The sequence below is a fragment of the Marinilactibacillus sp. GCM10026970 genome (genome assembly GCF_042660675.1).
Lineage (GTDB): Bacteria > Bacillota > Bacilli > Lactobacillales > Carnobacteriaceae_A > Marinilactibacillus.
Genome location: NZ_JBHSUL010000002.1, coordinates 37730 through 50832 on the forward strand (window position 1 = coordinate 37730; position 13103 = coordinate 50832).

Consider the following 13103-nt stretch of genomic DNA (forward strand, 5'->3'; position numbering starts at 1 on the left):
AGCAGAGAAAAGGGAGAAGCTTCTAAAGCCTCTCCCTTTTGCTGATTAGTCTATTGCTGTTACACGAACCGTTAATTCTGCAGTAACCTCTTTGTGCAATTTCACTTCTACGTTTTGAGACCCTACCGCTCTCATTGGCATTGGTTGATTTAGTTTACGTTTATCAACTTTAATACCTAGTTGTTTTTCCAACTCTTTAGCAATCTGTTTAGTTGTGACAGATCCAAATAGTCGACCATCTTCTGCCGCTTTTTCATGAAGTTCGATTGCATTTTCTTCTATTTTTTTCTTATCTTGTTTAGCAGCTTCTAAAATTTCATTTTCTTCACGCTTCATAGCGTTTTTCTTAGCAGATAATTCTTTTACTGCTGAATTTGTAGCTTCTTTTGCCAATCCTTTTTTCAATAAAAAGTTATTAGCGTATCCGTCTGATACATTTTTGATTTCGCCTTTTTTTCCTGTACCTTTGACATCTTTCAATAAAACTACTTCCATAGTTAAACGCTCCTCTTATTTAAATTAGTCAAACGCTGTTTTAATTTGTGTTATTAATTCTTCTCTAACTTCTTGTACAGACTTTCCATCTATTTGAGTAGCTGCATTGGACAAGTGTCCGCCTCCGCCCATTCTTTCCATAATGATCTGTACATTGATCTTACCTAGACTTCTTGCACTGATCCCAACCATATCATCTGAACGTTTCGTAATAACAAAGGCTGCTTCAACACCTGACATACTCAACATCGTATCCGCAGTTTGTGCTGATGTAACGGGCGGATAAATCTGTTGATCTTTGCCATGTGCAACCGCGACACCTTCATGAACAAACTCAATTGTTTCAATTAACTTACTACGTCTCAGATAAGTTTCTGGATCTTCTTTCAATAATCTTTGAATCATTGTAGAATTTGCTCCAACTGACTGCAAATAGCTGGCAGCATCAAACGTCCTTGAACCGGTACGTAAGCTAAAGTTATTAGTGTCTACAATAATACCACCTAGCATAGCTGTCGCTTCAATACGGTTGATTGGTTCACCATCCGACGATACGTATTCGAACAACTCTGTAATCAGTTCGGCTGTTGAAGAAGCGTATGGTTCAATATAGACAAGTAATGGATTTTCGGTAAACTCTTCTCCACGTCTATGATGATCGATGACGATATTTTTCTTCGTTTTCTTAAGCAAGTTTGGCGCAATGGATAGCAACGGTTTATGATGATCCACTAAAACAACTAAATCATTTTCTGTAATGATATTTTGAGCTTCGGCAGGAGAAATGATATTTTGATTCACTTGATTTTGTTTCTCAATTTCATTCATCAGTTTGCCTACGTCATTACTTAAGTCATCCTGATCAATAACAACCCAACATTTCTTTTTAAGCATCATGGAAATACGAGCTATACCTAAAGAAGATCCGATAGCATCCATATCCGGGTTCTTATGACCCATTACGAACACTTGATCGCTCCCTTTGATCAATTCTTGCATAGCTTGACTAATCATTCTGGAACGCACTCTTGTACGTTTTTCCATCGGGTTCGTTTTACCACCATAGTATCTAGGCTCTTGATCAACTTCTTTAACGATAGCTTGATCTCCACCTCTACCTAGGGCTAAGTCTAGATTGCTTTGTGCCAATTCAGCGAGTTTATCAAAGTCGTCATCTCCGTAAGCAATACCTATACTAATTGTAAGCGGTAAATTTCTTTTTGATGTTCTATCTCTAATATTGTCTATGATATTGAATTTTTCATTTTCAATTCTTTCTAACTCACTTCTGTTTAGTAAAAGGAAGTATTTATCTTCAGAAGTTTTTTTATAAAAGATACTGTGTTGCTTACCCCAATTCGATAAGTAGGTAGTCAGCAAACTATTAAATCCTGATACTCCACGGTCATCAAGTCCTTGAACAACTTCATCGTAATTATCAAGAAAAAGCCAACCTACAACAGGTCTTGCTTCTTCATATTTCACTTTCACTTCAGCATATTCCGTAATATCCATCAAATAAATTGCATGGATATCTTCCTGTACAATCATCTGGAATCTTTTATTGTTCCATTCAAGTAACTCAGTCTTTGTTTCGTCTGAGTTCTGAATTTGTTTATAGATGTCTTCATTGACTTCACTAATATGTTTACCCAGTACACTTTCTTCACTAAATAACTGAGTTTGCATGTAAGGATTAACCCAATCAATTTCTTCATTCTGATTGATTAGTATGATTCCAATGGGCATCTTAATTAAGGCTTCTTGTTCTCCACGCTTAATTCTATAGGATAAATTTAATATATAAGAATTCAATTCTTCTACATATTCTTTTCCGAATCTCCAAGCTACCAAAAAGATCGTAATTGCGATTAAAAGCATGAGCATGCCTATCCACACATTAGCAATAAAACTAAGTATCGTTAATACTACAATAGCTAAAGTAGCAAATAGAATCATCATTCGCATAAATGGTCGATCTAGAAACCTTGGAATAGATTCTTCTTCATTGACTCGTTTCATATTGTCTCCTCTGTTTCAATATTTAGACTACTATATCTTAACATTTTTTGCCTTTATATTCTAGACTGACAGAAAAGGTCAATATCTGAATGTTTCACGTGAAACATTGAAATAAAAAAATCGCAACAGATAATCTGCTACGATTTTATATATCTATTTAATCTTCAGTTACGAATGGAAGTAATCCCATGATACGTGAACGTTTGATTGCTTTAGTTAATTTACGTTGGTTCTTTGCATAAGTTCCAGTTACACGACGTGGTAAAATTTTACCGCGTTCAGAAATGAAACGTTTCAACAAATCAGTATCTTTATAATCAATATATTCGATATGGTTTGCTGCAAAGAAATCAACTTTCCGGCGCTTCTTGCCGCCTCTGCGTCCTGCCATTTTATACTCCTCCTTCTTTAGTTATGAATCAAAACGGTAAATCGTCATCTGAAATATCAATTGGATCGTCATTTTTTTCAAATGGATCCTCATCGAAGTTTGCAAAATTGTTTTTGTTCTGATTATTTCCAGGAGCTTGACTATTATTCTGTTGAGAATAATTGTTCTGATTTGAATAATTTGCATTATTGTTAGAGTAACTTGAACCTGATCCAGAAGAATCGTTGTCATTTTGACTACGTTTATCTGTTACAGACTTAGGTTCCAACATTTGGAAATTTTCACAGACAACTTCGGTAATATATACTTTACGACCTTCATTGTTTGTGTAATTACGTGTTTGAATACGTCCCGTTACACCGACCAGAGAACCTTTACGTGTGAAATTAGAAATAATTTCTGCAGTTTTTCTCCAAGCTACACAGTTAATGAAATCTGTTTCTCTTTCTCCTTGAGCGTTTGTAAAAGTACGTTCAACCGCTATAGAAAAAGAAGCTACAGCTGTACCACTACCTGTATAACGTAATTCAGCGTCACGAGTTAATCTTCCAACTAGTACGACATTATTAATCATTGGTTGGGCTCCTTTCTACATCATTACTTTGCAACATCAATATGTTTCACGTGAAACATATTAGTCTTCCAAACGTACGATCATATGACGAAGAATATCTTCGTTAATACGAGCTAGACGTTCGAATTCGTTAATTGCTGCTGCATCTTCAGATACAATATTTACCAAGCGGTAAGTACCTTCTCGGTATCCTTTGATCTCATATGCAAAACGACGTTTCGCCCAGTCTTTTGATTCAGTAACTTCAGCACCATTATCTTTTAAGATTGTTTCGAAACGTTCTACTAACGCTTTTTTGTTATCTTCTTCGATATTTGGACGGATAATATATAAAATTTCATATTTCGCTGATTGACTCATCGTTGACTGTCACCTCCTTATGGACTTTGGCCCTCTCATTTGAAAGAGCAAGGAGAGTATTCTCTAAAGAGTACTCACTCCGAACAATTATAGCATAACGGGATGTCTTAAGCAACATTATTTTAGTAATTTGTATGATTTTAAATAAAAAAACCGTCATTCTATTCAGCTTGATCAAACCGAATAGAATGACGATTATTTAATTTTCAGAAATCATACTATTCTTCAGTATGTTCTTCTGTTTCTATTTCAAGATTATCTTCTAGTATTTCTACTGTCGGATCTTCCACTTCGCTTACTTCGAGTTCTTCCTCTTCTTGAGGTTCTACTTTAGCGAGAGTGGATACTTTATTGCCTTCTTCCAGACGCATCAATCGAACACCTTGAGTTGCTCGACCTGTCTGAGAGATATTTGTAGCGTGGAATCGAATAACGACTCCCCCGTTTGTAATCAACATGATATCTTCATGCCCATCTACTGTTTTAAGTCCGATTAGAGGACCGTTCTTCTCAGTAACGTTGGCTGTTTTAACACCTTTACCGCCTCGACCACGGATAGCATACTCGCTGGCAGCCGTTCTCTTACCGTATCCATTTTCTGTAATGATCAACACCTCTGAATCTTCGTTTAAAAGATCCATCCCGACTACATCATCTTCTTCTCTTAAGTTAATTCCTCGAACACCTGCAGCAGCTCTACCCATACTTCTTACTTTGGTTTCATGGAAGCTGACAGCGTAGCCGTCTCGTGTACCGATAATGATGTTTTGATCTCCGTTAGTCATGGAAACATCGATCAATTCATCTTCTTCTCTTAAGACGATTGCTCTTAATCCGCTTGTACGAATATTCATAAACTCACTTAAAGCTGTACGTTTGACAGTCCCTTTACGAGTTGTAAAGAATAAGTGTTCATTTTCTTTCGCTTCTCCACGCATATTGATAATGGCCTGGATTTTCTCACTATTATCTATACCCAGGAAGTTAATTGCCGGAATACCTTTGGCTGTACGGCCATATTCTGGAATTTCATATCCTTTAGCTTTGTATACTTTACCAGTATTTGTAAAGAATAAGAGTAAATCATGCGTCGAACAGGTTAATAAGGTCTCAACAAAGTCATCTGTATTCGTCCCCATACCTTTCACGCCTCTACCGCCTCGGTTTTGAGCTTTAAATTCTGAAATGGCCATGCGTTTCATGTATCCATTGTGAGATAAGGTAATCGCAATCTCTTCTTCTTCAATCAAATCTTCATCTTCGAGACTCAATAATTCACCAACTAGAAGTTCTGTGCGGCGATCATCGCCATGTCTTTCAGCAATTTCTTCCAGCTCTACTTCGATGATCTCATTTACACGTTCTGGACGAGCCAGAATGTCTGTTAAATCATCAATTGTAGAAATCAGTTCTTGATATTCGCCTTCGATTTTCTCTCTTTCTAGTCCTGTTAAACGAACCATACGCATATCAAGTATTGCTTGTGATTGACGTTCAGAAAGGTCGAATCTTTCCATCAAAGTCTCTTTAGCAATCTGACCAGTTTGAGAACCTCTAATGATTGAAATAATTTCATCGATATGATCCAGTGCAATACGTAGACCTTCTAGAATATGCGCGCGCGCTTCTGCTTTGCGCTTATCGTATTCTGTTCTTCTACGGATAACGATTCTTTGGTGTTTTAAATACTCTGTTAGTATCTCTACTAGTCCGAGCGTTTTAGGGATTCCATTTACGATCGCTAACATATTGAATCCAAAGGATGTTTGCATCGGTGTCAATTTATACAAGTTGTTCAATATAACGCTCGCTGAGACGTCTCTACGGACTTCTATAACTACGCGCATACCATCTCTATCTGATTCATCTGTTAAGTCTGTAATACCCTCAATGCGCTTATCTCGAGCTAATTCAGCTATACGTTCTACCAGCTTTGCTTTATTGACTAAATAAGGTAGTTCATCAACGATAATACGTTCACGACCATTTTTAAGTACGTCAATATGTGCTTTTGCACGAACCTTGATTGATCCACGACCAGTTTCATAGGCTTTTCGAATACCAGACTTACCTAATACCATCGCACCTGTCGGGAAATCCGGTCCAGGCAACACTTCCATCAATTCAGCCACTGTCGCTTCACTGTTGTCCATCAACATACGACAAGCAGCAATCACTTCTCTAAGATTATGTGGGGGAATATTTGTAGCCATTCCTACCGCAATCCCAGAAGCACCGTTTACCAGTAGATTCGGGAATCTTGCAGGCAAGACATCTGGTTCTCTTTCAGAACCATCATAGTTATCGTGATAGTCAATCGTATCTTTATTGATATCTCTAAGCATTTCCATAGCGATTTTGCTCATTTTTGCTTCTGTATAACGCATTGCTGCTGCACTATCGCCGTCTATTGAACCAAAGTTTCCGTGTCCATCAACTAAAGGGTTACGATAACTGAAGTCTTGTGCCATACGCACCATAGATTCATAAATAGCAGAGTCACCGTGGGGGTGATACTTACCCATTACGTCTCCAACGATACGAGCAGATTTTTTGTAAGCTTTGTCGGGTGTCATGCCTAGTTCATTCATTCCGTAAAGGATACGGCGATGAACAGGTTTCAGACCATCTCGAACATCAGGTAGAGCACGGGAAACAATTACACTCATTGCATAGTCTAAAAATGAATTTTTCATTTCACTAGCAAGATTGATCGATTCCATGCGTGCTTCTCTATTTTCAGCCAAGTATTTGTTCCTCCTTGTTTTCATCGAGCTTTTTACAACTTAAATACCGTGTGTCAACATCAAGACAGAAAATTCTGCACACGGTATAGTTGTTTTGATAGATTATTTAGTGATCCAAACTTTAAATATCGATATTTTGAACATATTGAGCGTTATCTTCGATAAAGAGACGACGCGGTTCAACTTTTTCACCCATCAACATATCAAATACCATATCTGCTTCAATGGCATCTTCAACAGTGACTTGAAGTAAGCGACGATTTTCTGGATTCATTGTTGTATCCCAAAGTTGTTCCGCATCCATCTCGCCTAGACCTTTATAACGCTGAATATCTGGTTTTGGTGTTGGTGGAATTTCTTTCAAGTACTCTTCTAGCTGTTTATCTGTATCCAAGTAAACTTCCTTTTTACCTTGTTTAACTTGATACAAAGGTGGCTGAGCAATATAGACAAAACCTGCTTCAATAACGGGTCTCATATATCTGAAAATCAGTGTCAATAGTAGTGTACGAATATGTGCACCATCTACATCGGCATCTGTCATGATAATCAATTTATGATATCTTGTTTTATCGATTTCAAATTCTTCGCCAAATCCTGTACCCATCGCTGTAAACAACGAACGGATTTCTTCATTGGCCAAAATACGGTCAATAGAAGCTTTTTCTACGTTCAAAATCTTACCCCTGATGGGTAAAATCGCCTGAAATAGTCTTGATCTTCCTTGTTTTGCGGAACCTCCAGCGGAGTCTCCCTCAACAATAAAAATTTCAGATTTTTCAGGATCTTTAGAAGAACAGTCAGCCAGTTTTCCTGGAAGATTACTGATTTCCAGACCATTTTTCTTACGTGTAACTTCTCTGGCACGTTTAGCTGCCAAGCGCGCACGTGCTGCCAACAAAGCTTTTTCAATAATTTGTCTACCGACAGTCGGATTTTCCATTAAAAAGCGATCAAAATGCTCACTGAATAGTCGGTCCGTAATTGTACGCACTTCTGAGTTCCCTAGTTTTGTTTTTGTCTGTCCTTCAAACTGTGGATCTGGATGTTTGATACTGAGTACGACAGTCAAGCCCTCTCGGACATCTTCACCTGTCAGATTATCATCATTTTCTTTTAAAATCTTGTTTCTACGAGCATAATCGTTGATGATTCGCGTTAAAGCGGTTTTGAATCCTGACTCATGCATCCCACCTTCATAGGTATGGATATTATTTGCGAAACTCATAATATTCATATGGAAGCCATCTGTATGTTGTAAGGCTACTTCTACAACAATACCTTCTTGTTCTCCTTCAAGGAAAATAGGTTCTTCATACAAGTTCGTTTTTGCTTGATTCAAGTAGCTAACGTAACTTTGGATCCCACCATCATATTGGTAATCCAAACGAACTGGCTTTTCTTCTCTTCGGTCTTCAATAGAGATCCTCAGACCTTTGTTCAAGAAAGCCAATTCTCTTACACGAGTAGATAATTTGTGGAAATCATAAACGGTCGTCTCTTTGAAAATCTCTGCATCTGCTTTGAAGACAACTTCTGTTCCACGTTTGTCCGTTGTACCCATTTCTTTAAGGTCGTACATCACTGCACCACGTTCATAGCGCTGATTGTATACTTTTCCATTTTTATGGACGTTCACTTCAAGGTACTCTGACAAAGCATTTACTACAGACGAGCCTACACCGTGTAGGCCTCCAGATACCTTATATCCGCCACCGCCGAATTTACCACCAGCGTGCAAGATTGTAAAAACTGTTTCTACTGCTGGACGACCTGTTTTTTGTTGGATATCGATTGGGATTCCTCGTCCATCATCTGTAACGGTTACGATGTTGTCGGGTTCAATGACAATCTCAATCTTATCAGCGTGACCTGCCATAGCCTCATCTATTGAGTTATCTACAATTTCCCATACTAGGTGGTGTAGTCCTGCTTCGCCTGTCGATCCGATATACATTCCGGGTCTTTTTCTAACGGCTTCTAGACCTTCCAGTACTTGAATCTGACTTGCATCATATTCTTCGCGTATTTCTACGACTTCTTTTGGAGTCAATTGTTCATCTGCCAAGTTTATTCACTCTCCATTTTAATCTGCCCATCTGATACATTAAAAATCCGCGGGTCATTCAATAATTCTTTTTTTACTCCGTCCAAACTCGTCGTTGTCAAAAATGTCTGAACCTTATCTTGAATCGATTTAAGCAAGTGCGTTTGTCTATCATCGTCGAGCTCACTTAATACGTCATCAAGTAATAAGACGGGATATTCTCCCGTCATTTCGAACATTAATTCAATTTCTGCAAGTTTTACGCTAAGTGCAGTCGTTCGCTGCTGTCCTTGAGATCCATAAGTCTGGACATTTTTGTCGTTGATGTAAAAACGGAGGTCATCTCTGTGGGGGCCACTTACTGTGGTTCCTTGATCTAGCTCTCTCTGCTGATTCTTGCTGAATTGTTCTAACAAGTCTTGCATCAATTGGTTTTTATCTTGTTCAGAATTAACCGGTATAGAGGACGCGTATTCGATACGTAACTGTTCTTTTTCCTGAGAAATAGATTTGTGTATCGGTTCAGCCCACTCCTGTAGGCGTTTGGTAAATTTGAATCGCTCTATAAGGACTTCTGCGCCTTCTGCAGCTAGCTGATCTGTTAAGACATCTAAATAAGTCTGATCCACTTTATTTTTGAATCTCGCTTGTTTCAGATACTGGTTACGCTGCTTGAGCATCTTTTGATATTCAACAAGATGGTGAAGATAAATCGGGCTCATCTGTCCCATCTCCATATCCAGAAACTTTCTCCTAACCGAAGGAGATCCTTTGACAAGAGACAAGTCTTCTGGCGCAAACAAAATAACGTTCAGGTGACCAATGTAGGCACTGAGCTTTTTTTGTTCTAGATGATTTAGTTTTGCTTTCTTTCCTTTTTTGGAGAGAATAATTTCCAGTGGAAAGTCACCTTGAGATTTTTCGATTCGGCCCGTTACTTTTGCAAATTCCTGATCCCAGCCAATCAATTCTCTGTCGTTCGCTGTACGGTGGCTTCTAGCCATCGCGAGTACATAGATACTTTCCATCATATTCGTTTTGCCCTGAGCATTTTCTCCCAGAAACACATTGATATTCTGAGAAAATACAGCTTCGGCTTTATCGTAGTTGCGGTAACCTCTTAGTTGGAGGTCTTTTAAATACATCAGGCGTCCTCATGTTTTAAAGATTCAACTACAAAACTACCTACTTCTGGAATATCTACTACTGTACCGTCATAAAGTTTCTTTCCTCGTCTGTTTTCAAGTTCTCCATCAACAAAGACTTCAAACTGCTCTAGAAACGGCTTAGCCATTCCTCCACTTGAAATCACATTTGCGTGTTTCAGAAATTGGCCTAATGTAATATACACTTCTTCTATTTGAATTGGGGTATGCACCTTTTATCGGCTCCTTAAAGTAAAAAATACGTCATGAAACTCTACGATTTTTTTCATACTATTCTTTCTCTATTATACCCCAAAAAAGAGGTCAATACAAATTTTGACGGAAAATAATGGCCTCTGATAGATTTTTGATAGATAAAAAGAAAAATGATATTTTTACTCAAAATACGCTCAGAATGTAAATTTGTGTATTTTTATCTGTTTTCGTCTTAAAAAAATCTGTTAGACAAAAAAATCCTACTGAGTTCGGTCCATATAGACCTGATCAACTCAGTAGGATTTCTGTTTAGGATTTTAAGATGTACGAATCGGTGTAATTAACTGGATAAATTCTCTATTGTCATCACTTGGAACCAATACAAAGGGTCTCAAAGTTGAAATGAGTTTTATCGTGATTTCAACAGCACCAAATGTATTCAACGCGGCTTTCAGATAATCCGGATTGAATGAGATTTCCATTTCTTCTCCTTCGATCTGTTTAAAGGACACATCTTCATTCACTCTTCCAACTTCTGGAGAGTTTCCGGTTATTTCCAATTCATTTTGCTTCACTGATAATTTAACCACATTATTTTTACCTTCGTGTGATAAAAGTGAAGCACGTTCTACAGCACCTAAAAGAACTTGTGCGTCTAGTGTGATCTGTGTAGAAGAAGCATCAGGAATCAGGCGATCTGTATCCGGATAGTTCCCTTCTAGAAGTCTTGAATAGAAATGTGTATCTTCTGTTTTGAATAAAATTTGGTTTTCTGCAATCGCAACTGTAATTTCATCAAGAGAATCATCTAGTAATCTTGATAATTCTTGAAGACTCTTTCCTGGAATTACAATGTTGTAAGAGAAATCTCCAGCAGATTCTAAAGGAATGACTCTTTGACTTAGGCGGTGACTATCTGTAGCAACGGCTTTTAGTCTGCCTTCTTTTAAAGAAAGGTTCACTCCTGTTAATATCGGACGACTTTCATGTGAAGATACAGCAATAACGGTTTGTTTAACAATGGTTTTCAACAACTGAACAGGTAAAGTAAACGCCTGGTCCGTATCGATCTCTGGTAAGTGTGGATAATTTGCTGCATCTAGCCCATTGATAATAAAAGAAGATGAAGCTGAAGTGATGGCTGTTTGAACGCGATCCATTACCTCAATAGAAAATGTTTCATCTGGCAATTTGTTTACAATGTCACTGAAGAAACGAGCAGGTTGTAAAACGATACTACCTTCTTCTTCAATTTTTAATTCTGCTTTTTCATCGTGAACTGAAATAATGGTTTCGATTGAAATATCAGAGTTACTACCAGTCAGTTTAACACCTTCTGAATCTGCAACCAATTTGATTCCTGTTAATATCGGAATTGTTGTTCTTGAAGATACTGCAAGTTGAACGTCTCTCAATTTTTTTAGAAAAGCCGTTCGTTTGATAGAAAATTTCATAGAATCCCTCCGTGCATTTTTCTTATTGTAAGTATAGCATAATGTGCTGTTATTTCATGATTTTGAATTGGATTTAAATCTGGCAGACTGCCTGTATATATTTATATAAATAATATAGTAATAGTAGTAGGGCCTGTGTATACTGTGGAAAAGCTAAAAAACCCTTAGAGACAAAAGTTTTCCACTTGTGGATAACCTGTGGGTAACTTTGTGTAGAAAGTATCAGGTTATACACAGGTGGAAATCCTAGGTATAATAAAAAATTATTGCAGACTCTTTTTGATCTGTTCTATTTCTTGTTTTAATTCAGCGTCTTTCTTGATTGCTTGCTCGATTTTTTCATATGCATGAATAACAGTAGTATGATCCTTACCACCAAACTCTTTTCCGATTTTAGGTAAAGAGTTATTTGTCATTTCTCTAGATAGATACATTGCAATCTGTCTTGGAAGAACGATTTGACGAACACGTTTTTTGCCTTTTAAATCAACGAGTGAAATTTGATAGAACTTACTGACTGTTTGCTGAATTGTTGCGATTGAAATATCTTGATTCTTGTCTTTTTTGACCATACTTTTGAGTGCATCTGCGGCTAGACTCGTCGTAATGTCATTTCTTTGGATAGCTGAATAAGCTTGTACTCTAACCAAAGCACCTTCTAATTCACGAATATTTGAATCAATTTGTCCGGCGATGTAGCTCAATGTATCATTTGGAATTTCAAGTCCTTCTGCATTGGCTTTTTTTCTAAGGATCGCAATTCTTGTTTCAAGATCTGGAGGTGTAATATCAACGGATAGTCCCCAAGCAAATCTAGAAACCAGTCTTTCTTGAAGTTTTGGTATTTCATTTGGTAGTCGGTCACTAGTCAATACGATTTGCTTACGATCATCGTAAAGTGCATTAAAGGTGTGGAAGAATTCTTCCTGAGTACCTTCTTTGTCAGCAAAAAACTGGATATCATCTACTAATAGAAGATCCACATTTCTATATTGTCTTCTAAATTTTTCCTGCGTTCTATTTTGAATAGAATTGATGAAGTCATTTGCAAAATTTTCACTTGATACATATTTGATTTTAGCATTTGGATTGATTTGTAAATACTGATGACCAATCGCGTGCATCAAATGCGTTTTTCCGAGTCCTACTCCACCGTAGAAAAAAAGTGGATTATAGATCGTTCCAGGTTCTTCCGCGACAACTAAGGCAGCTGCGTGAGCCATTTGATTACCTTTTCCGATAACAAAAGTATCAAAAGAATATTTACTGTTCAAAGTACTGGAAACCATATTCATTTGATCAAAAGGTTCTCTCCGCTGCGGTTCTTCATTCTCTTCATGTGTAGCCTGTTCTTCAGAGGTTACAAAAAGTGGAGAAATTTCGCGGCCGAAATATTCATAAAGGTACTCTACCATTCTGGTAGTCAGATTATTCTGCCAATATTCTTTATGCAAAGTAGATGGAACTTCTATAGTAACGGAGTTATCCGTAACTCGGACGAGGTTTGCGCTTTGAATCCATGTATCAAAACTAACTTTAGATAGAGATTGTTTAAATTTATCTTGTAAATGTATCCACAAGGGATGCGTGTTATTCATTCTGTTCCTCCTCGTCTCAATGAATGTTTTTTTATTTTATCATGGATGAGATAA

The 13103-nt window shown here is 37.5% G+C and carries 11 protein-coding genes; all 11 read right to left on the reverse strand.

Annotated elements, in window-relative coordinates; translation table 11 throughout:
• Positions 1–45 precede the first annotated feature (45 nt).
• Positions 46–495 (reverse strand): 50S ribosomal protein L9, encoded by a 450-nt coding sequence (rplI, locus tag ACFP65_RS00550; protein ID WP_379914885.1) that lies wholly within the window; start codon positions 493–495, stop codon positions 46–48.
• A 24-nt stretch (positions 496–519) separates the two neighbouring features.
• A complete protein-coding gene (locus ACFP65_RS00555; RefSeq protein WP_379914887.1) occupies positions 520–2517 on the reverse strand; it encodes a DHH family phosphoesterase in 1998 nt (665 codons plus the stop codon).
• Positions 2518–2674: 157 nt separating this feature from the next.
• Positions 2675–2908 carry a 30S ribosomal protein S18 gene (gene rpsR, locus ACFP65_RS00560; protein WP_225742841.1) on the reverse strand — a complete coding sequence of 78 codons (234 nt, stop codon included), beginning with the start codon at positions 2906–2908 and terminating at the stop codon, positions 2675–2677.
• Positions 2909–2936: 28 nt separating this feature from the next.
• Positions 2937–3482: a single-stranded DNA-binding protein gene (ssb, locus tag ACFP65_RS00565; protein WP_225742842.1), complete on the reverse strand. Its 546-nt coding sequence runs from the start codon at positions 3480–3482 to the stop codon at positions 2937–2939.
• Between the two features lie 60 nt (positions 3483–3542).
• Positions 3543–3842 carry a 30S ribosomal protein S6 gene (gene rpsF, locus ACFP65_RS00570; protein WP_225742843.1) on the reverse strand — a complete coding sequence of 100 codons (300 nt, stop codon included), beginning with the start codon at positions 3840–3842 and terminating at the stop codon, positions 3543–3545.
• 218 nt (positions 3843–4060) lie between these two features.
• On the reverse strand, positions 4061–6589 hold the full coding sequence (gene gyrA, locus ACFP65_RS00575) for a DNA gyrase subunit A (protein WP_379914889.1): 2529 nt from the start codon (positions 6587–6589) through the stop codon (positions 4061–4063).
• Positions 6590–6710: 121 nt separating this feature from the next.
• Entirely contained in the window at positions 6711–8642 is a 1932-nt protein-coding gene (gene gyrB / locus ACFP65_RS00580; RefSeq protein ID WP_379915231.1) for a DNA topoisomerase (ATP-hydrolyzing) subunit B, read from the reverse strand.
• Between the two features lie 17 nt (positions 8643–8659).
• On the reverse strand, positions 8660–9781 hold the full coding sequence (gene recF, locus ACFP65_RS00585) for a DNA replication/repair protein RecF (protein WP_379914891.1): 1122 nt from the start codon (positions 9779–9781) through the stop codon (positions 8660–8662).
• Complete coding sequence (gene yaaA, locus ACFP65_RS00590) at positions 9781–10014, reverse strand: S4 domain-containing protein YaaA (RefSeq protein WP_379914894.1); 234 nt, start codon at positions 10012–10014, stop codon at positions 9781–9783. Before yaaA ends, recF begins: the two co-directional genes overlap by 1 nt.
• 300 nt (positions 10015–10314) lie before the next feature.
• Positions 10315–11451, reverse strand: coding sequence for a DNA polymerase III subunit beta (gene dnaN / locus ACFP65_RS00595; protein WP_379914896.1), 1137 nt, complete (start codon positions 11449–11451; stop codon positions 10315–10317).
• Positions 11452–11714: 263 nt separating this feature from the next.
• Positions 11715–13049 carry a chromosomal replication initiator protein DnaA gene (dnaA, locus tag ACFP65_RS00600; RefSeq protein ID WP_379914898.1) on the reverse strand — a complete coding sequence of 445 codons (1335 nt, stop codon included), beginning with the start codon at positions 13047–13049 and terminating at the stop codon, positions 11715–11717.
• Positions 13050–13103 lie beyond the last annotated feature (54 nt).

Bases quoted from the DNA above. Each gene is read 5' to 3' on its own strand.
- dnaN (WP_379914896.1), bottom strand. From the start codon at position 11,451: ATGAAATTTTCTATCAAACGAACGGCTTTTCTAAAAAAATTGAGAGAC.
- rplI (WP_379914885.1), bottom strand. From the start codon at position 495: ATGGAAGTAGTTTTATTGAAAGATGTCAAAGGTACAGGAAAAAAAGGC.
- dnaA (WP_379914898.1), bottom strand. From the start codon at position 13,049: ATGAATAACACGCATCCCTTGTGGATACATTTACAAGATAAATTTAAA.
- recF (WP_379914891.1), bottom strand. From the start codon at position 9,781: ATGTATTTAAAAGACCTCCAACTAAGAGGTTACCGCAACTACGATAAA.
- rpsR (WP_225742841.1), bottom strand. From the start codon at position 2,908: ATGGCAGGACGCAGAGGCGGCAAGAAGCGCCGGAAAGTTGATTTCTTT.
- ssb (WP_225742842.1), bottom strand. From the start codon at position 3,482: ATGATTAATAATGTCGTACTAGTTGGAAGATTAACTCGTGACGCTGAA.
- ACFP65_RS00555 (WP_379914887.1), bottom strand. From the start codon at position 2,517: ATGAAACGAGTCAATGAAGAAGAATCTATTCCAAGGTTTCTAGATCGA.
- rpsF (WP_225742843.1), bottom strand. From the start codon at position 3,842: ATGAGTCAATCAGCGAAATATGAAATTTTATATATTATCCGTCCAAAT.